Annotated in this window: 22 protein-coding genes; 4 read left to right on the forward strand and 18 right to left on the reverse strand. The window is 71.2% G+C overall.

Going from position 1 to position 22,309, the window contains the following annotated elements; genetic code table 11:
- Nucleotides 1-76: 76 nt before the first annotated feature.
- From AB0958_RS20595 to AB0958_RS20650, 12 genes are all read right to left on the reverse strand, one after another.
- Nucleotides 77-385 (reverse strand): DUF2469 domain-containing protein, encoded by a 309-nt coding sequence (locus AB0958_RS20595; RefSeq protein ID WP_003965949.1) that lies wholly within the window; start codon nt 383-385, stop codon nt 77-79.
- 56 nt (nt 386-441) lie between these two features.
- Nucleotides 442-948 carry an NUDIX hydrolase gene (locus AB0958_RS20600; protein WP_366891893.1) on the reverse strand — a complete coding sequence of 169 codons (507 nt, stop codon included), beginning with the start codon at nt 946-948 and terminating at the stop codon, nt 442-444.
- Nucleotides 938-1,726: a signal peptidase I gene (lepB, locus tag AB0958_RS20605; RefSeq protein WP_366891894.1), complete on the reverse strand. Its 789-nt coding sequence runs from the start codon at nt 1,724-1,726 to the stop codon at nt 938-940. The genes AB0958_RS20600 and lepB (AB0958_RS20605) overlap by 11 nt, the downstream gene beginning before the upstream one ends.
- Nucleotides 1,727-1,841: 115 nt before the next feature.
- Nucleotides 1,842-2,867 carry a signal peptidase I gene (gene lepB / locus AB0958_RS20610; RefSeq protein ID WP_366891895.1) on the reverse strand — a complete coding sequence of 342 codons (1,026 nt, stop codon included), beginning with the start codon at nt 2,865-2,867 and terminating at the stop codon, nt 1,842-1,844.
- Nucleotides 2,758-3,846 (reverse strand): signal peptidase I, encoded by a 1,089-nt coding sequence (gene lepB, locus AB0958_RS20615; RefSeq protein ID WP_366891896.1) that lies wholly within the window; start codon nt 3,844-3,846, stop codon nt 2,758-2,760. Before lepB (AB0958_RS20615) ends, lepB (AB0958_RS20610) begins: the two co-directional genes overlap by 110 nt.
- Entirely contained in the window at nt 3,839-4,564 is a 726-nt protein-coding gene (gene lepB / locus AB0958_RS20620) for a signal peptidase I (RefSeq protein WP_366891897.1), read from the reverse strand. Before lepB (AB0958_RS20620) ends, lepB (AB0958_RS20615) begins: the two co-directional genes overlap by 8 nt.
- A gap of 47 nt (nt 4,565-4,611) precedes the next feature.
- Entirely contained in the window at nt 4,612-4,962 is a 351-nt protein-coding gene (rplS, locus tag AB0958_RS20625; RefSeq protein WP_199212174.1) for a 50S ribosomal protein L19, read from the reverse strand.
- Between the two features lie 136 nt (nt 4,963-5,098).
- Nucleotides 5,099-5,932, reverse strand: coding sequence for a tRNA (guanosine(37)-N1)-methyltransferase TrmD (trmD, locus tag AB0958_RS20630; RefSeq protein ID WP_360561683.1), 834 nt, complete (start codon nt 5,930-5,932; stop codon nt 5,099-5,101).
- Nucleotides 5,933-5,934: 2 nt separating this feature from the next.
- Nucleotides 5,935-6,477, reverse strand: a complete 543-nt coding sequence (rimM, locus tag AB0958_RS20635; RefSeq protein WP_358975054.1) for a ribosome maturation factor RimM — start codon at nt 6,475-6,477, stop codon at nt 5,935-5,937.
- Nucleotides 6,478-6,583: 106 nt separating this feature from the next.
- Nucleotides 6,584-6,823: an RNA-binding protein gene (locus AB0958_RS20640; protein WP_003973401.1), complete on the reverse strand. Its 240-nt coding sequence runs from the start codon at nt 6,821-6,823 to the stop codon at nt 6,584-6,586.
- A gap of 4 nt (nt 6,824-6,827) precedes the next feature.
- Nucleotides 6,828-7,247 (reverse strand): 30S ribosomal protein S16, encoded by a 420-nt coding sequence (gene rpsP, locus AB0958_RS20645; protein WP_351485038.1) that lies wholly within the window; start codon nt 7,245-7,247, stop codon nt 6,828-6,830.
- A gap of 279 nt (nt 7,248-7,526) precedes the next feature.
- Nucleotides 7,527-8,123 (reverse strand): hypothetical protein, encoded by a 597-nt coding sequence (locus tag AB0958_RS20650; RefSeq protein WP_046727829.1) that lies wholly within the window; start codon nt 8,121-8,123, stop codon nt 7,527-7,529.
- Between the two features lie 525 nt (nt 8,124-8,648).
- On the opposite strand from AB0958_RS20650, the gene AB0958_RS20655 reads away from it, so the two are divergent.
- Nucleotides 8,649-9,512, forward strand: coding sequence for a class I SAM-dependent methyltransferase (locus AB0958_RS20655; RefSeq protein ID WP_366891898.1), 864 nt, complete (start codon nt 8,649-8,651; stop codon nt 9,510-9,512).
- 20 nt (nt 9,513-9,532) lie between these two features.
- Here AB0958_RS20655 and ffh read toward each other — a convergent pair whose 3' ends face one another.
- From ffh to AB0958_RS20680, 5 genes are all read right to left on the reverse strand, one after another.
- Nucleotides 9,533-11,083, reverse strand: coding sequence for a signal recognition particle protein (gene ffh / locus AB0958_RS20660; protein ID WP_366891899.1), 1,551 nt, complete (start codon nt 11,081-11,083; stop codon nt 9,533-9,535).
- A gap of 109 nt (nt 11,084-11,192) precedes the next feature.
- Nucleotides 11,193-13,655: a [protein-PII] uridylyltransferase gene (locus tag AB0958_RS20665; RefSeq protein WP_366891900.1), complete on the reverse strand. Its 2,463-nt coding sequence runs from the start codon at nt 13,653-13,655 to the stop codon at nt 11,193-11,195.
- A 38-nt stretch (nt 13,656-13,693) separates the two neighbouring features.
- A complete protein-coding gene (locus AB0958_RS20670; RefSeq protein WP_003997576.1) occupies nt 13,694-14,032 on the reverse strand; it encodes a P-II family nitrogen regulator in 339 nt (112 codons plus the stop codon).
- Nucleotides 14,029-15,366 (reverse strand): ammonium transporter, encoded by a 1,338-nt coding sequence (locus tag AB0958_RS20675; protein WP_360530504.1) that lies wholly within the window; start codon nt 15,364-15,366, stop codon nt 14,029-14,031. The genes AB0958_RS20670 and AB0958_RS20675 overlap by 4 nt, the downstream gene beginning before the upstream one ends.
- Before the next feature lie 342 nt (nt 15,367-15,708).
- On the reverse strand, nt 15,709-17,196 hold the full coding sequence (locus AB0958_RS20680; protein WP_366891901.1) for a hypothetical protein: 1,488 nt from the start codon (nt 17,194-17,196) through the stop codon (nt 15,709-15,711).
- 456 nt (nt 17,197-17,652) lie between these two features.
- Here AB0958_RS20680 and AB0958_RS20685 point away from each other — a divergent pair, with 456 nt between their 5' ends.
- Nucleotides 17,653-18,309, forward strand: coding sequence for a bifunctional DNA primase/polymerase (locus tag AB0958_RS20685; protein WP_366891902.1), 657 nt, complete (start codon nt 17,653-17,655; stop codon nt 18,307-18,309).
- Between the two features lie 85 nt (nt 18,310-18,394).
- Here the strand turns inward: AB0958_RS20685 and ftsY are convergent, their stop codons facing one another.
- On the reverse strand, nt 18,395-19,588 hold the full coding sequence (gene ftsY, locus AB0958_RS20690) for a signal recognition particle-docking protein FtsY (protein WP_366891903.1): 1,194 nt from the start codon (nt 19,586-19,588) through the stop codon (nt 18,395-18,397).
- A gap of 127 nt (nt 19,589-19,715) precedes the next feature.
- On the opposite strand from ftsY, the gene AB0958_RS20695 reads away from it, so the two are divergent.
- Complete coding sequence (locus AB0958_RS20695) at nt 19,716-21,188, forward strand: cytosine permease (protein ID WP_366891904.1); 1,473 nt, start codon at nt 19,716-19,718, stop codon at nt 21,186-21,188.
- A 58-nt stretch (nt 21,189-21,246) separates the two neighbouring features.
- On the forward strand, nt 21,247-22,218 hold the full coding sequence (locus tag AB0958_RS20700; protein WP_366891905.1) for an LLM class flavin-dependent oxidoreductase: 972 nt from the start codon (nt 21,247-21,249) through the stop codon (nt 22,216-22,218).
- Nucleotides 22,219-22,309: the final 91 nt, after the last annotated feature.

Below are 22,309 nucleotides of genomic sequence, written 5' to 3' on the forward strand. Positions count from 1 at the left end.
CCACGTGTTGATCTCGGTGAGCCACTCAGCGGTTGTGGACAACTCCGTCACCCACACGAGTGGCCGCCCCACGGGCTCAGCCGCCCGGCAGCTCCAGGTCGCTCTTGTTCAGCTCCTCGATGTTCACGTCCTTGAACGTGAGGACACGAACCTGCTTCACGAACCGGGCCGGCCGGTACATGTCCCAGACCCAGGCATCCGCCATGGACACCTCGAAGAAGACCTCGCCCTGGACCGAGTGCACCTGCATCTCGTAGTCGTTGGTGAGGTAGAAACGCCGCTCGGTCTCGATCACGTATTTGAACAGACCGACGACGTCGCGGTACTCCCGGTAGAGCTTCAGCTCCATCTCGGTCTCGTACTTCTCGAGGTCCTCGGCGCTCATGGCATGTTCCCCTTCAGCCGTGCGATCCCACCATTGTGCGCCAGTACCGCACGCGCCTAGACGATTTCCGTGTCCAGGGTGACGGGCCTGACGGGGGGACCTTCGTCGAGCAGCCTACGGAACAGCTCGGCGAGTCTGGTCGGATACACCGTCTCATGTGCCCGGGTCAGTTCCCGGCACGTCCACCAGCGCGCTCCGGCGACGCTGCGCCGCTCCAGCTCGGTCAGGCCCCTGGCCTCGGTGGCCGTCTGCGTCGTACGGGCCAGGTAGTACCACTCGTCCTGGTCCCAGCGACGGCCGGCGAACGGGAAGGAGCAGGTCCGCCGCCACAGCACCGGCCCGAGTTCGACCTCCGTGATGCCGGTCTCCTCGCCGAGTTCCCGCAGCGCGGCCTGCTCACGGGTCTCGTCGCCCTCCAGACCGCCGCCCGGCGTGAACCACCAGTCGTCGGCCGGATCGTCCGGTTCGTGGCCGTGCAGCAGCAGAATGCGGTCGTAGGGATCGAGCAGGACGACCCGGGCCACCTTGCGCAGGCCGCCCTCGTACGGCGCCTCAGCGGGCACCGGCGGGCTCCGTGCGGCCGCGGGCGCGGGACCGGCCCAGCAGGTTGGCGACCGGGCCGTACGCGCCGCCACCGAGGACCAGCACGGCACCGGCCACGACCATGAACTCGATGGTGCGCAGCGGACCCGGCCGCGAGAGACTGCCCAGCACCTCGAAGCCGGTCGGGCGCTTGAGCATGCCCTTCATCGGCCAGACCACGGCGTCCACCCGGGCGCTCACGGCGCTGCGCGCCACCGTGCCCTGCGCCGCGTCGGTGAGGTGGGCGGTGGAGTCGAGGGAGCCCTGCCGCTCGTCGCCGAGCAGGAAGAGCCGGCCCTTGGGGACGGTGACGGTCGGGAAGCCCTGGAGCTCGGCCAGGCTGCCCGCCGGCAGATACGGTTCGTCGATACGCTTGCCGTTGACGGTCAGCTTGCCGTCGGTGCAGCAGGCGACCGTGTCCCCGCCGACCGCGACCACGCGCTTGACGACGTCCGCGTTGGCGACCCAGCTGCTGTCGTGGAAGACGACGACGTCGCCCCGGCGCACCTCACTGCCGTCGATGCGCTGGCCCACGACCCGGTCGCCGGCGTCGATCGTCGGCGTCATCGAGCCGGTGGGCACGGTGTACGGCCGGTAGACCACCGCCGCCCAGCCGAATCCGCCGAGGAACAGCACGATGCCCAGCGCCACGGCGATCCCGGACAACCGGTTCCCGAGCCCGCCGCCGGCCCGCGCCGTGCCGGTGCTGGTGCCTCCGCCGCTGCGCGGGGCCGTACGTATCGTGCTCTCGCCGCTCATGAGGCCGCACCCTACCCGGCGGTACCGGGCAGGGGCAGCCCTTCTTCGGCAGCCCCGGTCACAAGCTCCCCAAGGGTTTCACATGGGCCGGTCCCCCGACGCCCGCGTGCCGCGTTCAGCGCTTGCCGGCGGCCGCGCGCCGGTCGAACTTCGACCCGGCCAGGTCGTCCCGCCGGCGGCGCCACACCGCGATCGGCAGGACGGCGGCGACGGCCACGCCCTCCGGGGCCACCGAGAGGGAGGCCGCGGCGGAGGACTGCGTGCCGATGCCGGACTGGTCGAAGGTGTCCGGGACGGGCAGCGTGCCCCAGCGGTTGATCGGCCAGGCCTTGACGATGGCCCGTCCGACGACCTCGTCCACCGGGACCATGCCGTGGTGCTTGTCGGACTGGTTGTAGCGGGAGTCGCGGGAGTTCTGCCGGTGGTCGCCCATCACCCAGATGGAGCCCTTGGGCACCTTCACCGTGAACTGGCCGCCCTGGTCGTCGACGCTGCACGGAGTGTTGCCCGGGTACACGTAAGGCTCGTTCAACGCGTGGCCGTTGACCTTGAGCGGGCCGCTGCCCTTGCAGGAGACGGTGTCGCCGCCGACCCCGATGACGCGCTTGATCAGGTCCTTCTCCTGGGCGGACGGCATCAGGCCGATCCAGCTGAGGAAGGTCTGGATAGCGTTCGGCTGGGCGGTGGGCTCGCCCGCCAGCCAGTCGTCCGGGTCGTGGAAGACGACGACCTCGCCGCGCTTCGGCTCGGAACCGAACCACGGCGTGAGCTTGTCGACGAGGACGCGGTCACCCTGCTGGAGGGTGTTCTGCATCGAGTCCGACGGGATCGAGAACGCCTGCACCAGGAACGTCTTGATCAGCAGCGCCAGGACCAGCGCGATACCGATCAGGATCGGCAGCTCCTTCCAGAAGGAGCGGGGCTTCTTCGGCGCGGCCGCCGCCGAGTCGCCCCCGTCACCGCCGGGGCCGGCCCCGTCGCCGCCGGAGTACGGGCCGTCCGCCGGGGTCGGGCCCCCGGCCGGTCCGCTCTCACTCCCGGAGGTGGAACCACCGTCTGCGCTGGGGACGTTCTCCTCGGGGCGCCCGCCGTGGTCCTCGCCGTCGTGTCCCGACCGTGCGCCTACCGCCACATCCCCCACGCCAACTCCTTACTCCGTGCCGCCGCCCGCGCCATCCACGGCGCAGGCCCACCACTCCCATAACGAGCGGGAGTTCCGCAGGGCTCGGGAGTTGGACGTATCCGTTCGGAACGTCGGAGGCAACCCTATGCGACACCCGGGGAGCCGCGGTCGACCCCGACACGGAGTGGGAAACGCTTGCGAAGGTTTTAGGTTCCTCGAGCGAGGCCCAGTGTCCGAGCGGCCAGCCGATCCATTTGGCCCGGCCGACCACGTTGCTCACGGGGACCGTGCCGCCGTAGGCGGTGTCCTGATGGGCCCGGGAGTCGGCCGAGTTGCCGCGGTGGTCGCCCATCACCCAGAGCCGTCCCTGCGGGACGGTGATGTCGAACTCCTGTGTGGAGGGGGCGTTCCCCGGATAGAGGTAGGTGCCCTCGGTGAGGGGAACGCCGTTGACCGTCACCCGGCCTTGCGCGTCACAGCACTTGACGTGGTCGCCGCCGACACCGATGACCCGTTTGATGAGGTCCTTCTCGTTGGCCGAGGGCAGCAGACCGATGAAGGTGAGCCCCTCCTTGAGCTGTTTGACGACGACCGGGTCGTTCGCTTTGGTGGTCTGCTCGTCGGCCAGCCAGCCGCCCGGGTCGTGGAAGACGACGACGTCCCCGCGGTGCGGCTGCCACCCGAACCACGGCGTGAACTTGTCGACCAGGACGCGGTCGCCGATCCGGATCGTCTGTTCCATCGAGCCCGACGGGATCACGAAGGCCTGCACGAGGAACGTCTTCAGCACCAGCGCTATCAGGACGGCCACACCGACCAGCAGCGGTATCTCCCGCATGGCTCCGCGCCGGCGCTTGCGCTTGACCTTGCGCTGGAGCTTGCGCCGCTCCGCGCGGGAGCGGCCGCCGCCCGGGCTGGAAGTGCGCCGGGCCCCGGTGGGCAGCAGGGTGGCGGCGGCGTCGACCGGCACGCCGCGCGGTTTGCCCCGGTTACCCATGGGCACCCGCCCCTGCCGACCGCTCCGGCTCCTCCGACTCCGGGCCCGGCACGCGCGCGTAGGCGGTGGGACGGGTGAGCCTGGTCCAGTGGGCGTACGGCCAGATGATCCAGTCGGCGCGGCCGACGACCTTCCCGACGGGGACCATGCCGCCACCGGGCGAGCCCAGGTGGTCGCGGGAGTCGCTGGAGTCGCTGCGGTGGTCACCGAGGACGAAGAGCCGGCCGCCGGGGACGACGACGTCGAAGGCCACGGTGGAGGGGGCGTCCCCCGGGTAGAGGAACGCGGTCTCGTCGACCGGCCGGCCGTTCACCTCGATCCTCCCCTTCTTGTCGCAGCAGACGACATGGTCTCCTCCCACACCGACGACGCGTTTGATGTAGTCGGCGTCCCCGAAGTACCCGGCTCCGTCGAACACGACGACGTCGCCGCGGCGCGGCTGGGCACCGAAACGGTACGCCAACTTATCTACGAGAACCCGGTCCCCGATCCTCAATCCCTGTTCCATGGATCCGCTGGGAATCTGGAATGGCTGAGCCACGAAGGCGTTGAGGGCGAGCAGAAACGCCAGGCAGGTGAAGAGGATCAGGGTGATCCAGCCGCCCGGCAGCCAGTCGGCGAGCCGGATCAGCAACGCGAAACGCGACCGGCCCTCCACGGCCCCTGGTCCGGGGCGGGAGGAACGGTCGCGTTCCGTCGGCTGTGCTTCGGTGTCCATCGAGGCCAGATGGTATCCGGCCGCGACAAGAACCCCGTCGCGCGAGATCAGTTCTCGCGCTTCTCCTTGATCTTCGCGGCCTTACCGCGCAGCTCGCGCAGGTAGTAGAGCTTGGCGCGACGCACGTCACCGCGGGTGACGAGCTCGATCTTCTCGACGATCGGGGTGTGCACCGGGAAGGTGCGCTCGACGCCGACGGAGAAGGAGACCTTGCGGACCGTGAAGGTCTCGCGGACACCGCTGCCCTGGCGGCGGATCACAACGCCCTTGAACTGCTGCACACGGGAGCGGTTGCCCTCGATGACGCGGACGTGGACGTTGACGGTGTCACCCGGGCGGAAGGCCGGGACGTCGCTGCGCAGCGACGCGGCGTCGACGGTGTCGAGCAGGTGAGACATTTCGTCTGCTTTCTTCGCTGATGCCACAGGTCATCAACGGCAACTAGGTGTTCCATGAGGACTGCCGTGCGGGTCGGGGCGGGCGTCGTGTCCCCCTGCGGCAGGGGCGCACGCCGGACGGACGCACAACAGCGGCCTATTCTTCCACGGCCTCTGGCCTGCGCCAAAATCGGCCGTGGGGGGCGCCCTGCGGGTCCGGGGCCCAGCCCAGGATGGAGAGCATCTCGCGGTCCTTCTTGTCGAAGGCCTCGGGGTCGCAGCGCTCGATCAGGTCGGGCCGGTGGGCGGCCGTCCGCCGCAGCGCCTCGTCGCGGCGCCAGCGGGCGATCTTGCCGTGGTGGCCGCTGAGCAGCACCTCGGGGATGTCCCGGCCACGCCAGACGGGCGGCTTGGTGTAGACGGGGCCCTCCAGGAGGTTGGCCATCGCGCCGGGGGCGAAGGAGTCGTCCCGGTGCGACTCGGCGTTGCCGAGGACGCCGGGCAGCAGCCGGGCCACCGCCTCGGTGATCACCAATACCGCCGCCTCGCCGCCGGCGAGCACGTAGTCGCCGATGGACACCTCGTACACCGGTATCCGGGTCGCGTACTCGTCCATGACGCGCCGGTCGATGCCCTCGTAGCGGGCCGGCGTGAAGATCAGCCAGGGGCGTTCGGAGAGTTCGACGGCGAGTTCCTGGGTGAAGGGGCGGCCGCTCGGGGTGGGCACGATCAGCGCGGGGGCGTGCGAGCCGGTCTCGTAGCCGTCGGCGAGCGCGGTGTCGAGGGCGTCGCCCCAGGGCTCGGTCTTCATGACCATGCCGGGCCCGCCGCCGTACGGGGTGTCGTCGACGGTGTTGTGGCGGTCGTACGTCCAGGCCCGCAGGTCGTGCACGTGGACGTCGAGCTGCCCACGCGCGCGTGCCTTGCCGACCAGCGAGACGTTCAGCGGTTCCAGGTACTCGGGGAAGATCGTGACGACGTCGAGGCGCATCTCTACGACTCTTCCCGGGAGGACGCGATCTCGGCCCGGTCGTCGATCAGGCCCGGCGGCGGCGCGATGACCGCCTTCTGCTCCTCCAGGTCGATCTCGACGACGATCTCCTGCACGAACGGGATCATCACCTCGGTGCCGTCGGGGCGCTCCACGATGAACAGGTCCTGGGAGGGCAGGTGCGAGATCTCGGTGATCCGGCCGACCTCGGTGCCGTCCTCGGTGACCACGTCCAGGTCCATGAGCTGGTGGTCGTAGTACTCGTCCTCGCCCTCGGGCAGTTCCTCCGGGTCGATCTCGGCGATCAGCAGGGTGTTGCGCAGGGCCTCGGCGCCGGTGCGGTCCTTGACGCCCTCGAAGCGCAGCAGCAGACGGCCGCTGTGCACGCGGCCCGTCTCGATGGTGAGCGGTCCCACGCCGGCGGGGTCGGTGGCGAGCACGGCGCCGGGGGCGAGCCTGAGCTCGGGTTCGTCGGTGCGTACCTCCACGGTGACCTCGCCCTTGATGCCGTGGGCGCGGCCGATCCGTGCGACTACGAGCTGCACTGTGCCTGGTCTCCTGTCATTCCCTGCTCATACGACTGCGCTCATACGACTGCGGGCCGGGGACGGCCGGCGGCCCTCCCCGGCCCGAGCCGGTTGCGATGAAGCGTCAGCGGACGTGGTCCACGTCGACGAGGTCGACGCGGACACCACGGCCGCCGATGGCGCCCACGACGGTGCGCAGGGCACGCGCGGTACGGCCGTTGCGGCCGATCACCTTGCCGAGGTCGTCGGGGTGCACCCGAACCTCCAGCACGCGCCCGCGACGCAGGTTGCGCGAGGCGACCTGCACATCGTCAGGGTTGTCGACGATGCCCTTCACGAGGTGCTCAAGCGCCTCTTCGAGCATCTGCTCAGGCCTCGGTCGACTCGGACTCGGCAGCGGCCTCGTCCTTCTTCTCAGCCTTCTTCTTCTGGGTGATCGCCTCACCCTTGCCCTCGTCGTCACCGCCGAGCGCCTCGAACGACGGACGCGTCGACTTCGGTGCGGCGACGAGCAGCGGCGCCGGGGCGGGCTCGCCCTTGAACTTCTGCCAGTCGCCGGTCTTCTTCAGGATGGCGAGCACGGGCTCGGTCGGCTGGGCGCCGACACCGAGCCAGTACGCCACGCGGTCGGCGTCCACCTCGATGACCGACGGGTTGTAGGTCGGGTGGTACTTGCCGATCTCCTCGATCGCACGGCCGTCACGACGGGTGCGGGAGTCGGCGACGACGATGCGGTAGTGAGGCGAACGGATCTTGCCCAGACGCTTCAGCTTGATCTTGACTGCCACGGGAGTGGATTCTCCTGGTTTTGACGTGGTTGGGCACGGCGAGACTGCCGCGTGGGGTTGCGGTACCCGAGTGCCCGATGGACGCGTCAGCCGGAGGAGAGAGGGGTCCTGTGCGACTGTCGAGTACAGCTAGCCATTGTGCCACACCCTGCGGGTCGCTCTGTCCGGCGGCCGTGCGAGGGCATGCCGGAAGCGCACCCGGCGGGGAGGTGTCACGTCGGGTGCGCTGAGCGGCATCACGGTGCGGCGACGGCTGCGGCTGCCACGAGCAGCCGCGGCCTACGCCGCGCCGACGACCTCCGGGATGCGGAACGGCTTGCCGCAGCCGCCGCACACGATGGGCGCCTGGGCCAGGACCGACGGGACCACCCGGACGTTGCGGCCGCAGTCGCACACCGCCTTGACGCGGACGCCGCCGCCGGAGGACCCGTGGCGGGCGGCCGGGCCGCGGAAGGTGCGGGTGGTGTCGGCGGAGGTGGCCACCGTGTGCGCCTTGAGGGCGCGTTGCAGTCTCTCGATGGTCGGACGGTACCGGCGCTTCGCCTCGGGGTTGAGGGAGACCAGCGAGAAGCCGCTGCTGGGATGCGGCTCGTCGGGGTGGTCCAGGCCCAGTTCCTCGGCGATCGCCAGGAATCGGCGGTTGTGGTAGCGGCCGGCCCGTGAGGTGTCGCGGACTCCGCGGGAGGCGGCGATGCCGTGGACTGCCTCATGGAGCAGCCGTTCGAAGGAGAGTTCGTGACCGCACGCGGACGACGACTCCCCGATCAGGGACTCTGGCGCGGCAAGGTCCGGCAGCTCGGGGTGGTACCGCTGAATGTCGGCCCACGCCTGCGCCAGCTCTGCGGCGAGGACAGGTGGTGTCTGTGTCGTGCTCACGTAATGACAACGAGCGGGGGTGCCGCTGTGTTCCTATTCCGGGGCATCCCAAATAATTTGCACGTACCCGTCAGTTGCCGCTGATGCGTGGAGACGAGTACGGGTGCGCTGATCTGCGGAGAAGCCGCACAGCTCCTACCAAGCCGGTGCGTAGTCCGACGTACGCCCCGGCGCGTACCCACGGGCCGAGCGCCGGGGCGGCGGTGGTCGGTGGCTGCGCAAGACACGTTTCGGCCGCTCTCGTGGCGGAGGACGCCCCTTCGGTCAGCGTGCCCGGCGAACCCGACGTTACTCGGGGCCGACCATGGCCAGAACCACCGTGTCGTGGGTCCGATGGTAGAGCCCCAAGTTGCCGGGATGTGAAATCTCGCCACAGTCATAGTCCATGCACAAGCGGGGTCCCGCGACCTCTGGACGCCATCGCGAGCCCGGAGTTATGTGGCATAGGTGGGAAGTGCGAGCGCACGACACGGGGGCCACGAAATCGGTCAGTGCGTATCTCTCGGCGGATTGGGGCGCTTACCTATGACACCTACGCTCGTGCGGCACCAGCCTCCTTCTCAGGCGGGCTCCACCCCCCGCGTGAACCTGGGCGCACGCGCGCGTGACTGGTCCGAGATCCAGGAGCGGATGCTGGTGCCGCTCTACGAGACCGTCCACGAGCGACTCGAAGTGGGCCCGGCCACCCGGCTGCTCGGCCTGCGCTGCGGTTCCGGTCTCGCCCTGCTGATGGCGGCGGCCAGAGGAGCCGCGGTGACCGGCGTCGACTCCTCTCCCGAACGGCTCGCCCTCGCCCGTGAGCGGCTGCTGCCCGACCCTGTCACGGGGGTACGCGTGCGTGGCCGCGGCGCCCGGATCGTCCAGGGCTCGCCCCGGGACGCGGCCGGCGCGCAGGCACCGGAGTACAACCTGATCACCGCCTTCGAGCCGATCGGCTGCCTGGCCGGCGACGCCCAGCGGCTCGGTGACCTGCTCGCCGAGGCGGTCCCGTCGGCGGCCCGCGGGGCGGCCGTGGTGCTGACCGGCTGGGGTCCGCCGGAACGCTGCGCGACCTCCTCCGTGCTCCGGGTGGCCGCGAAGTTGGCCGATCCTTTGCGCAGTACGGGCTGTTGGCGGCCGGCCCGCCGGGACGACCTGGAGGAGGTCGCCGGGCGGGCCGGTCTGCGGATCGACGGTTCGGGGCGGGTCTCCTGCCCGTTCGGGTACGCCGACGCGGACAACGCGGTGCGGGGGTTGCTGTCGACCGGGCTGTTCGACGCGGGGATCGCGGCGGCCGACGAGGAGCAGGTCGGCAAGGAGCTGGTCGAGGCGCTCCAACCGTACCGTCGCGCGGACGGCACGGTGTGGATGCCCAATGTCTTCCGGTACCTGATCGCGCGGGTGCGCTGACGCTCCGCCGACGGGCCGACTCAGCCCATGAACTTCTTGAACTCGTCCGGCAGCTCGAAGTTCTCCGCGCCCTGCTGCGGCATTCCGAAGGCGTTACCGCCCTGGGCGGCGGCCTCGCGCCGCTGGGCCGCCTCCAGCTCCTGCTGCTTGCGCTTCATCGGGTTGCCGGAGCGCTGCTTGCCCTTGGCCTGCTTCTGCTGCTTGCGCTGCCGGCCGGGGCCGCCGCCCATGCCCGGGATCCCCGGCATGCCGGGGATGCCGCCGCCCTGGGCCATGCGGGACATCATCTTGCGGGCCTCGAAGAACCGCTCGACGAGGTTCTTCACCGCGCTGACCTCGACGCCCGAACCACGGGCGATGCGGGCGCGCCGGGAGCCGTTGATGATGGTCGGGTCCTGGCGCTCGCCGGGGGTCATCGACTTGATGATGGCGGCGGTGCGGTCGACGTCCCGCTCGTCCAGGTTGTTGATCTGGTCCTTGATCTGGCCCATGCCGGGCAGCATCCCGAGCAGCTTGCTGATGCTGCCCATCTTCCGGACCTGCTCCATCTGGGCCAGGAAGTCGTCCAGGGTGAAGTCCTGGCCCTTCTTGGACGCCAGCTTGGAGGCCATCTTCTCGGCCTCTTCCTGGTCGAACACCTTCCCGGCCTGCTCGAGCAGGGTGAGCAGGTCACCCTGGTCGAGGATGCGGGAGGCCATCCGGTCAGGGTGGAACGCGTCGAAGTCCTCGAGCTTCTCGCCGCTCGACGCGAACATGATCGGCTTGCCGGTGACCTGGCGGATCGACAGGGCGGCACCACCGCGGGCGTCGCCGTCCAGCTTGGACAGGACCACGCCGTCGAAGCCGACGCCGTCGCGGAAGGCCTCGGCGGTGGTGACGGCGTCCTGACCGATCATGGCGTCGACGACGAACAGGATCTCGTCCGGCGAGACCGCGTCCCGGATGTCCGCGGCCTGCTGCATCATGTCCTGGTCGACACCGAGGCGGCCGGCGGTGTCCACGATCACGATGTCGTGGACCTTCTGCTTGGCGAACTCGATGGAGTCCTTGGCGACCTTGACCGGGTCGCCGACGCCGTTGCCGGACTCCGGGGCGTAGACGGCGACACCGGCGCGCTCGGCGACGACGCTCAGCTGGTTCACGGCGTTCGGGCGCTGGAGGTCGGCCGCGACCAGGACCGGCGAGTGGCCCTGCTCCTTCAGCCAGCGGCCGAGCTTGCCCGCGAGGGTGGTCTTACCGGCACCCTGCAGACCGGCCAGCATGATCACGCTCGGCGGCGTCTTGGCGAACCGCAGGCGGCGGGTCTCGCCGCCGAGGATCGTGACCAGCTCGTCCTTCACGATCAGCAGGACCTGCTGGGCCGGGTTCATCGAACGCGAGACCTCGGCGCCGAGGGCACGCTCCTTGACGTTCTTGATGAACGCCCGCACGACCGGCAGGGCCACGTCCGCTTCGAGCAGCGCGATGCGGATCTCCCGCGCCACGGCGTCGATGTCCGCCTCGCTGAGCCGCCCCTTGCCCCTGAGGGACTTGAAAGTGGCTGAGAGGCGATCAGAAAGGGTATCGAACACGGCTGCGTCGGTCCTCGGCGTAGGCGACAGTCTGGGCTGCCCTCCAGGGTATCCGGCCGCGCAAGGAAGTCGTCCCCACCGTGCGCGACCGGTCGGTCGGACCCGCGGGTCAGGCCCGCAGGGTCTCCTCCAGCGCCCGGGCCACCGAGGCCGCCTCCTCGCCCGACAGCGGGGTCCCGGCGGCCGAGGTCACGTAGAAGGCGTCCACGGCGTTCGAGCCCAGCGTGGAGACGTGGGCGCTGCGCATCCGCACACCCGCCTTCTCCAGCGCGTGCCCGATCCGGAACAGCAGCCCGGGTGCGTCCTGGGCGCGCACCTCGAAGACCGTCGCGTGCCGGGAGGCCGCCGAGGCCACCGTCACGCGCGGCGGCGGCGCCGTCCGGCCGCGGCGCCTCGGGTAGGCCGCGTCCCGCTCGGCGAGGCGTCCCGCGATGTCGAGCGAGCCGTCCAGCGCCCGTACCAGGTCGGCCCGCAGCCGGGCGGCCTGCGGCAGCGAGCCGTACTCGGCCGCCACCCGCCAGTCGAGGAGCAGCACCGTGCCGTCGCCGTCGTCGACGTCGGCCGGGAGCCGCAGGGTACGCAGTTCGGCCGTGCGGACCGTGAGGCGGTGCACTGCCAGCACCCCGGAGACGGCGGGCAGGACGCCGGGCTGGTCGGGCACGGCGATGAGCAGCTCCACGCCGAGCGGTTCCGGGTCGCCGGTCGGCTCGTCGTCGGTGGCCGCCGGCTCGGTCTGGGCGCGCAGGGCCAGCACCGGACCGCCGGTGCGGAACGCCTCGATGGCGAGCCGCTCCTGCTCGGCCGTGGGCGCGGCCGGCTCGGGTTCGTCGGCGGTGTCCCCGGCGAGGACCGCGGAGACCCGCTTGACCAGGTCGGCGACGAGGGAGCCGCGCCAGGAGGACCAGGCGGCCGGGCCGGTGGCCAGGGCGTCCGCCTCGGTGAGGGCGTGCAGCAGTTCCAGGGTGCCCTGGCTGCCGACGGCCTCGGCGACCAGCCGGAGGGTGGCCGGGTCCTCCAGGTCGCGGCGGGTGGCGGTCTCGACGAGCAGCAGGTGGTGGCGTACGAGGGTGGCCAGCACGGCCACGTCCGCGCGGTCGAAGCCGATCCTGGCCGCCACGTCCTTGGCGATGATCTCGCCGGCCACGGAGTGGTCGCCGGGCCAGCCCTTGCCGATGTCGTGCAGCAGGGCGGCGACCAGGAGCAGGTCGGGGCGGTGCACGCGGCGGGTGAACTCGGAGGCGCGCACGGCGGTCTCGATGAGGTGCCGGTCGACGGTCCAGATGTGCACGGCGTTGCGCTGCGGGCGGCAGCGCACCCGCTCCCAGTCGGGGAGCAGGCCGGTGATCAGGCCCTCGGCCTCCAGTGCCTCCCAGACGTCGACCGTCGGCCGGCCGGAGCCGAGGAGTGTGACCAGCAGTTCGCGGGCCTCGGCGGGCCAGGGGGTGGGCAGCGGGCGGACGGTCTCGGCCATGCGGCGGACGGCGTGCAGGGAGAGCGGGAGGCCGGCCTGGGCCGCGGCGGCCGCGGCGCGCAGCGGGAGCACGGGGTCGCGTTCGGGGCGTGCGGCGCGGGCGAGCACCACCTCGCCGTCCTGTTCCACCACCCCTTCGGCGAGCGGGGAGCGCTCGGGGACGGCCTTGCCGCCGCCGAGCATGGCGCGCAGCCGCGGCCGCACGGCGCGCGAGCGCAGCACGCGCCCCACTTCACGCCAGGTGACGTCGCTGGCGTACGAGATGACGCGCGCGGACTCGTAGACCTGGCGGAGCAGGGTGTCGGCGTCGAGGAGGTCCAGTTCGGCGGCGACCTGGTCCTGCTCCTGGAGGGCGAGCCGGTCGGTCGCGCGCCCTGTCGCCAGGTGCAGGGCGTCACGGACGTCGAGAAGGCGCCTGCGGGCGTCGGCGAGGCCCGCGCGCGGGGCGTCGGCCACCCAGGAGGCGGCGACGGCGCGCAGGGCGGTGGCGTCGCGGAGGCCGCCGCGGGCCTCCTTCAGGTCCGGTTCCAGCAGGTACTGGAGTTCGCCCTGGCGTTCGGCGCGCTCCGCGCACAGCTCCTGGAGTTCCAGGAGGCGTTTGGGTGCCTGGTTGCGCCAGTCGGCGAGGATGGCGGTGCGCAGTCCCGAGGTGAGGCCGCGGTCGCCGGCGATGTGCCGGGCGTCGAGGAGGCCGAGCTGGACCTTGAGGTCCTCGCCGGCGGTCTTGCGGGCCTCGGCGGGTGTGCGCACCGAGTGGTCGAGGGCGAGGCCGAGGTCCCAGACGGGGTACCAGAGCCGGTCGGCGACCGCGGCCACCGCACCGGGGTCGCCGCCGTCGTGCAGCAGCAGGAGGTCCAGGTCGCTGCGCGGGGAGAGCTCACCGCGGCCGTAGCCGCCGACGGCGACCAGGCAGACGCCGCCCCTGATGCCCTCGGTGGCCGCCGCGAACAGTCCGCTCAGCCATTCGTCGGTCAGCTCGGCGAGGGCGGCACGGCGCGGCGGCCCGGACCGCGCCCCCTCGGTGAGGAGGCGCAGCCGGGCCGCCGCGTAGCCGCTGGGTCCCGTGTCCTCTGCGTCGTTCCGCACATCCGTACCCGTCACCCGGCGACTCCTGCCTGTATGCAGATGGTGGTTCTGTTCTACAGCGCGTCCGGGCCGCGCTCGCCCGTGCGGACCCGTACGGCGGTCTCGACCGGCAGCGACCAGACCTTGCCGTCGCCGATCTTGCCGGTGCGGGCGGCCTTGACGATGACGTCGATCAACTGCTCGGCGTCGTCGTCCTCGGCCAGTACCTCGATACGGATCTTGGGCACCAGGTCGACCGTGTACTCGGCACCACGGTAGACCTCGGTGTGGCCGCGCTGCCGACCGTATCCGCTGGCCTCGGTGACCGTGAGGCCGTGGACGCCGAAGGCCTGCAGGGCCTCCTTGATCTCGTCGAGCCGGTGGGGCTTCACGACGGCGGTGATGAGCTTCATGCGTCCACCTTCTTGCTCGTGCCGGCCAGGGCCGCGGTCACGGAGCCGACGACACCGCCGCCCGCACCGCTGAAGTCGTATGCAGTCTCGGCGTGCTCGGCCTGGTCGATGCCGGAGATCTCCTCGTCCTCGGTGACCCGCATGCCGATGGTCTTGTCGAGGAGGAAGGCGAGGACCGCGGAGGCGACCAGGGAGTAGGCGAGGACCGCGCCGACACCGGCGCACTGCTTCCACAGCTGGGTGAAGGAGTGGTCGCCGTAGAAGACACCGGTCGCGGTGGACTGGCCCTTGCCGGTGGCGAAGAAGCCGATGAGCAGGGAGCCGATGATGCCGCCGACCATGTGGACGCCGACCACGTCGAGGGAGTCGTCGAAGCCGAACTTGAACTTCAGGCTGACCGCGGCGGCGCAGGCGACACCGGCGATGACACCGACGGCGATGGCGCCGAGCGGGGAGACCGCGCCACCGGACGGGGTGATCGCGACCAGGCCGGCGACCGCGCCGGAGGCGGCGCCGAGGGTGGTGAACGCGCCGTGCCGGATCTTCTCGTAGGCGAGCCAGGCCAGCATGGCGGCGGCGGTGGCGACCTGCGTGTTGACGAACATCAGCGCGCCGACGCCGTCGTCGTTGCCGAGCCACGAGCCGGCGTTGAAGCCGAACCAGCCGAACCACAGGAGACCTGCGCCGAGCATGACCAGCGGGAGGCTGTGCGGGCGCATCGGGTCCTTCTTGAAGCCGACGCGCTTGCCGATGACCAGGATGACGCCGAGGGCGCCGGCACCGGCGTTGATGTGGACCGCGGTACCACCGGCGAAGTCGATCACGCCGAGCTTGAAGGCCCAGCCGTCGGCGCCCCACACCCAGTGGGCGACCGGGACGTAGACGATCGTCAGCCACAGGGCGACGAAGAGCGCCCAGGCCGAGAACTTCACGCGGTCCGCGATGGCGCCGCTTATCAGGGCCGGGGTGATGACCGCGAACATCATCTGGAAGACCATGAAGACGAAGATCGGGATCGTGTAACCGGGCCAGAGCTCGGTCAGCCCGACGTGGCTCATGCCCAGCCAGTGGGAGTCGTAGCCGATGAAGCCGTTGCTGGAGCCGAAGGCCAGGGAGAAGCCGTAGAGCACCCACAGGATGGTGACGATCCCGATGCTGATGAAGCTCATCATCAGCATGTTCAGGGTGCTCTTGACGCGGACCATGCCGCCGTAGAAGAAGGCGAGGCCCGGCGTCATGAGCAGCACCAGGGCGGAACAGATGAGCATGAAGCCCGTGTTCGCGGAGGACAGCTTGGGTGCCTCCGCGGCAAGCGTGATGGCGGCTGATGCCATCGGCGTCTCCTCGTCGGTTGGTACGGCCCCGTGCGGGTCGGAGCGTGAGCGGTCCGGTGAAGCGGGGGGTGGGCCGGTTATGCGCCATGAGATTGGCGCAGCGCGGTTTCCGTGGAAGCCCCTCGTTGTTTCGCCGGGGTGACGAAGGCGCCCTGCGTGTTACGCGTCGATGAACTACGAGATGTCCGACTCCGGGATCGTTATCGTGACGCAACCTTCCCGCGGAGGTCTCCGGGCGGAACAGAGCCGGCCGCGGCGGCCTTCCGAATGACCTGGCATGGGGGAGCCGAGTCGGGCAGTTCGGGAGGGCCGGCCGCGGCCGGGGTCCGGGGTCGCCGGGGTTCAGACCGCCTCGGCGGTCTCCGGCAGGTCGGCGGCGAGCTGCTCCGTGAGGTCGACGACCGCCGCCAGGTCGCCGTAGTCGCGGACGGCCGAGTCGACCGTCTTTCGGATACGAGTGTTCACACGCTCCGAGCGCACCTTCTTGGCGATGCCCAGGGCCTCGGCCGCCAGCACCGTGCTCTGCTCGGGCTCGCCCCGCAGCAGGTGCACGGTGGCCATGCCGATCAGGTTCAGTGCGTACGACCGCTGGTGCTCGGCGTCCTTGGCGAACAGCTCCACCGCCCGCTGCATCAGGGGCTCGGCCAGGGAGGCGTAGGTGGGGCTGCGGCCCGCGACGTAGGCGAGGTCACGGAAGGAGTGGGAGTTCTCCCCGTAGAGCTCGGCCTCGGAGAAGAAGCGGATCCAGTCGGGGTCCGGTTCGTCCCACTCGTCGGCCTCGGCGAAGGTGTCCTCGGCCATCCGGACCGCTCGCTTGCACTTGCCGGGCTGGCCCATGTTGGCGTAGGCGCGGGCCTCCATCGCATACAGCATCGCCTGGGTGCGCGGGCTGGCGCAGTCCCGGCTGCCGTACTGGGCGAGGTGGATCAGCTCCAGGGCGTCGTCGGGCCGGCCGAGGTGGATCATCTGGCGGCTCATGCTGGAGAGCACGTACGAACCGAGCGGCTTGTCACCGGCCTCCTTGGCCGCGTGCAGGGCGAGCACGAAGTACTTCTGCGCGGTGGGCTGGAGCCCGACGTCGTACGACATCCAGCCGGCCAGCTCGGCGAGTTCGGCGGCGACCTGGAAGAGCTTGCGGGAGGTGGGCTCCGACTGGGGCTCCTGGAGGAGGTCGGTGACCTCGTGCAGCTGGCCGACGACCGCCTTGCGGCGCAGTCCGCCGCCGCACTGGGCGTCCCACTGCCGGAACATCACCGTGGTGGACTCCAGCAGCTCCAGCTCGGGCTTGGAGAGGCGGCCGGGCCGGCGGGACTCGACCGCCGGTTCCCCGGCCGTCTGCTGCGGGCCGCCCGGCGCGGGGACCAGCCAGCGCTGCATGGGCTCGATGAGGGACGGGCCCGCCGACAGGACCAGCGAGGTTCCGAGGAAGCCGCGCCGCGCCAGCATCAGGTCGCTGCGCGAGAACTCGCTGAGCAGGGCCACCGTCTGCGGGCCCGTCCAGGGCAGGTCGACGCCGGTCGCCGAGGGTGACTGGCGGGCGGCCCGCAGACCGAGGTCCTCGACCGGGACGACACAGCCGAACCGCTCGGAGAACAGCTCGGAGAGGATCCTGGGGATCGGCTCGCGCGGGTTCTCCCCGTCGAGCCAGCGGCGCACCCTGGACGTGTCCGTCGAGATGTGGTTGGCCCCCAACTGACGTGCCCTGCGGTTCACTTGCCGCGCCAGCTCGCCCTTCGACCAGCCACTGCGCACGAACCACGAGTTGAGCAGCTCATTGGGGCGCTTGTCCGTGCTGGTCGCGGTCGCCCCGCTTCCGCCGTTGCCGCCCACTGGAACGCCCCCATCCCTGAGACCACTTGATGCCGGATGCGCCAAGCCCTATCAGAATGCCGGTAAATACGGCCGCCCGTCGGCGGTTCTCACCCTTCGAACGGGGTCCCGAGTTGCCTCCGGCATACCCACGAGAGCATGTGCCCCCAGGCCTCGTGCACTCAAAGTAATCCTACGATCACTGGTCCAGCCACGGCGATCCCGGAAACGCCACCATTCGCCACCCCTTCGAATGAACTCACGATGCCCCTGGCGCGATTCACTTGACATAGGACGGCCAGGAGTTGGCGGAACGATGCGTTCGGGGGCGCGTGTCTCCGGACGCACCACCCGGGGTGCTTCGGGGCGCTGCCTTGACCGTGCGGGCGAAGGGGGAGGCGGAACCGTAGCGTCACGTTCCGTTCTCATCCCGTTCCGTGTCGTAACCACCGGCGCGCCGGACCCGTTGGAGGGGGCATGGGCTTCACGATCGGCGGCATTCGCGAGATCCGCTCCGGCACACGCCGACGCGGCCGTTCATCGGACTGCACCGCCGTCGCCGAGTTCACCGGACTGTGGGGCTGGGACGTGGTGCCGGGAGCCCGGGCCGCGGGCGGCGCGTGCTCCTGCGGGCACGCGGACTGCCCCGCGCCGGGTGCCCATCCGCTGGACTTCGCGCCCGAGGTGCCCGCGGGCGCCACGCTCGACGAGGTCACCAAGGCTTGGGCCGAGGTCCCGGGCGCTGCGGTGCTGCTGCCGGTCGGTCGCGCGTTCGACGTCATCGAGGTCGCCGAGGCCGCCGGGCGCCGCGCCCTGGTCCGCCTGGAGCGCATGGGCCTGCCGCTCGGGCCGGTCACCGCCACCCCGGAGGGCCGCGCCCACTTCCTCGTCGCCCCCGGCGCCGCCGCCGAGCTTCCCGAGCTGCTCTACCGCATGGGCTGGGACGACCCGGGCTCACTCGACCTGCGCGGCCTCGGCCCCGGTGCGTACATCACCGCGCCGCCCTCGGACCGGGGCGGCCTGGGCCCGGTGCGCTGGCTGCGGCCGCCGGCCCTGGACTCGGCGACGCGGCCGCCCGCCGCACGGCTGCTGCTCGGGACGCTGGCCTACGTGGCGCACCGGTCGCGGGCGTAGGGCGCCGCACACAGCGAAGCGCCCGCTCCCGACTGTCTCTCGGGAACGGGCGCTTCTGACACCTGTGGGTAAATTTACCCGGCCGCTACTCCCCGATAAGGGCGTCAACGAACGCCTCCGGCTCGAACGGCGCCAGGTCGTCCGCGCCCTCGCCGAGGCCGATGAGCTTGACCGGGACACCCAGTTCGCGCTGGACCGCGATCACGATGCCGCCCTTGGCGGTGCCGTCCAGCTTGGTGAGCACGATGCCGCTGATGTCCACCACCTCGGCGAACACCCGGGCCTGGACCAGGCCGTTCTGCCCGGTGGTGGCGTCGAGGACGAGCAGCACCTCGTCCAGCGGGGCGTGCTTCTCGACGACCCGCTTGACCTTGCCCAGCTCGTCCATCAGGCCGGTCTTGGTGTGCAGCCGCCCGGCGGTGTCGATGAGCACCACGTCGACGCCCATCTCCTTGCCCTCCTTCACCGCGTCGAAGGCGACGGAGGCGGGGTCGCCGGCCTCGGGGCCGCGCACGGTGTGGGCGCCGACCCGCTCGCCCCAGGTCTGGAGCTGGTCGGCGGCGGCGGCCCGGAAGGTGTCGGCGGCGCCGAGGACCACGGTACGGCCGTCGGCGACGAGCACACGGGCGAGCTTGCCGGTGGTGGTGGTCTTGCCGGTGCCGTTGACGCCGACGACCATCACGATGCCGGGCTTGCGGTCGGCGGGCTCCGTCTTCACCGTGCGGTCGACGTCGGTGCCGACCAGCTTGAGCAGCTCCTCGCGGAGCAGCCCGCGCAGTTCGTCGGGGGTGCGGGTGCCGAGCACCTTGACGCGCTCGCGCAGCCGCTCGACCAGTTCGGTGGTGGGCTGCACGCCGACGTCGGCGGTGAGCAGGGTGTCCTCGATCTCCTCCCAGGTCTCGTCGTCGAGGTGCTCGCGCGACAGCAGCGTGAGCAGCCCCTTGCCGAGGGCGTTCTGGGAGCGGGAGAGCCGGGCGCGGAGGCGGACCAGGCGGCCGGCGGTGGGCTCGGGGATCTCGATCTCGGGAGCCGGGGGCTCCTCGACGACGACGGGAGCCGAGCCGTCGGGAAGGTCGACCTCCTCTATCGTCCGGCGCGGTTCGTCGCGCGGCGTCTCGGCCTCGTCGCCGACGTGCGGCTCGGCCGGGGGCGCGGTGATGTCGGGGGCGGCGGGGGGCGGCGGGGGCAGCGACTTCTTGCGCCGGCTGCCGACGACGAGCCCGCCGAGCGCACCGAGCACGACCACGGCGATGACTACAGCAAGGATGACGGTTTCCATAACCCGTCCAGTATCCATCCCTCCCCCGTGGCGGACTTTGTTCCCCCGCGAGGAAGTCCTGGACGATTCTCCGAAGCAGGATGCACCTTTTAGGAGTATTCGTCGGACTAACGTACGATGGCTGACCATGAGCACCACCGCCCACCACGATGGCGCCCTCGAACATCTCGAAGAGTCGCTGGAGCACCACGGCCTCGAGACCCGCGGTCTCGAACCGGTCCCCGACTCCGAGCGCACCGCGACACCCCGCGGACTGCTGCCCACCTGGATCGCCGCCAACATCAGCGTGCTGCTGCTGACCATGGGCGCGGGCCTCGCGGTGTCGTTCGGGCTGAACTTCTGGCAGGCCCTGGTGGTCGGCACCGCCGCACCGGCCGTCGCGTACGGCCTGGTCGGGGTGATCGGCGTCGCCGGCAGACGCGGCGGCGCACCGGGCATGGCGCTGTCCCGGGCGGTCTTCGGCCAGCGGGGCAACCTGCTGCCCGGCGCGCTGATCTGGGTGGCACGCTGGGGCTGGGAGACGATCAACGCGGTGACCGGCGCCTACGCGCTGCTGACCGTCCTGGACATCCTCTTCGGGATCAGGAGCAACACTCCCCTGGTCGTCGTCACCCTGCTCCTGTTCGTCCTGACCACGTTCGCGATCTCGGGCATGGGCATCAGGGCGGTGCAGCGCTGCAACCGCTGGGCGACCTGGCTGTTCGGCGCCTTCTCCCTGCTGGTCCTCGGCCACCTGGTCGTGCGGACGGACTGGGCCGGGGTGTTCGGGCGGGGCGCCGGGCCGACGGCGGCGATGGTCACCGGGGTCGGGCTGATCGCGGCGGGCGGGATGAGCTGGGCGCCGGCCGCACCGGACTTCACCCGGTACCTGCCGGGTACGGCGTCCTCGGCGGCGATCGTGCGCAACACGGTCGGCGGCGCCGGGATCGTCGTCCTCCCGATGGTCCTGATGGGGGCGGTGATGGCGTCGTCCACACCGGACCTCGCCACGGCGACCGACCCGGTCTCCTTCCTGGGCGCGGTCCTCCCGCTCTGGCTCGCGGTGCCCTACCTCCTCATCGCCCTGGTGGGAATGCTGCTGATCAACGCCATGTCGATGTACTCGGCGGGCTTCACCGCGCAGACCCTAGGCTTCCGCCTGCCCCGGCACTGGGCGGTCTGCGTGAACGCGGTGATCTCGCTGGTCCTCGGCGGCGTCCTGATGCTGGCGGCGACCTCCTTCATGGGCTCGTTCGTCGCCTTCCTGTCGCTGCTGGCCGTCGCCTTCTCGGCCTGGGTCGGCGTGTTCGGCGTGGACATGCTGCGCCGCCGGGAGTACGACGCGACCGCGCTGCTCGACACCACGCCGAGCAGCGCCTACTGGTACCGGGCCGGCTTCTCCCCCGCCGCCGTGACGGCCTGGGCGCTGGGCCTGGCGACCGGCCTCCTGTTCACCTCCTGCGACTGGTTCACCGGCCCGCTCGCCTCGGACGACCCGGTCGGGCGGTACGGCCTCGGATGGGTCGCGACGATCGTCGTCTCGGGTCTGTCGTACGCGCTGCTGCCGAAGCCGGCGGTGGTGCCGGCGACGGCCGGGGAGCCCGCGCCTCTGGCTGTCTGACGCCTCGTCAGCTACTGTCCCCGCACCACCAGCCCGGCCAAGGTGAAGGGGAACTCCCATGCCCGTCTCGGTCGTCCGCTTCAACCTCGTCGAGCCCGGGGCCGACTCCGCGTCGCTGGGAGCCCGTTACCGGGCGGCCGTGGAGATGGCCGCGTACGCCGACGAACACGGCGTCACCACGGTGCAGACCGAGGAACACCACGGGGTCGACAACAACTGGCTGCCGTCACCGTTCGCGTTCGCGGGCGCGGTGTTCGGGGCGACGCGCTCCCTCGCGGTGACCGTGTCGGCGGTGATCGGCCCGCTGCACGACCCGTTGCGGCTGGCGGAGGACATCGCGGTGCTCGACCTGCTCAGCGGCGGGCGGCTGGTGACGGTGGCCGGCATCGGCTACCGGCCCGAGGAGTACGCCCTGTTCGGCGTGGACTGGAAGCGCCGGGGGCGGATCCAGGACGAGGTGCTGGAGACGGTGCTGCGGGCGTGGACCGGCGAGGAGTTCGAGTACCGGGGCCGTACGGTACGGGTCACCCCGCGCCCCTTCACCGACCCGCACCCCCTCCTGCTGGTCGGCGGCTCCTCCCAGGCCGCCGCCCGCCGCGCGGCCCGTCTCGGCCTGCCCTTCTTCCCGAGCGCGCACCTGCCGGAGCTGGAGGCGTACTACAAGGAGAAGCTCACCGAGTACGGCACCGAGGGCTGGACGATGATGCCGACGGCCGAGACACCGCTCCTGCACATCGCCGAGGACCCGGACCGGGCGTGGGCGCGCTACGGGGAGCACTTCCTGCACGAGGCCCGGACCTACGCGTCCTGGCAGTCCGGGGACATCCGCTCGGCGGTGCGCTCGGCGGCGAGGACGGTGGCGGAACTCCGCGCGGAGGGGGTCTACCGCATCCTCACTCCGGAGCAGTGCGTGGCGGCGGGCCTGGACAACCTGGTGCTGCATCCGCTGGCGGGCGGGATGCCGCTGGAAGAGGGCTGGCGAAGCCTGCGGTTGTTCACGGAGACGGTGCTTCCGGCGCTGTCCGCGTAGGGGCACGGCCGCGCCGGGAGCGGTGGGCACGGGCGGGCCGGGAGCGGTGGGCGCGGGCAGGCCGGGCACCGCCGGACACCGCCGGACACCG

The organism is Streptomyces sp. NPDC006655, assembly GCF_040703965.1.
Taxonomy (GTDB): Bacteria; Actinomycetota; Actinomycetes; order Streptomycetales; family Streptomycetaceae; genus Streptomyces.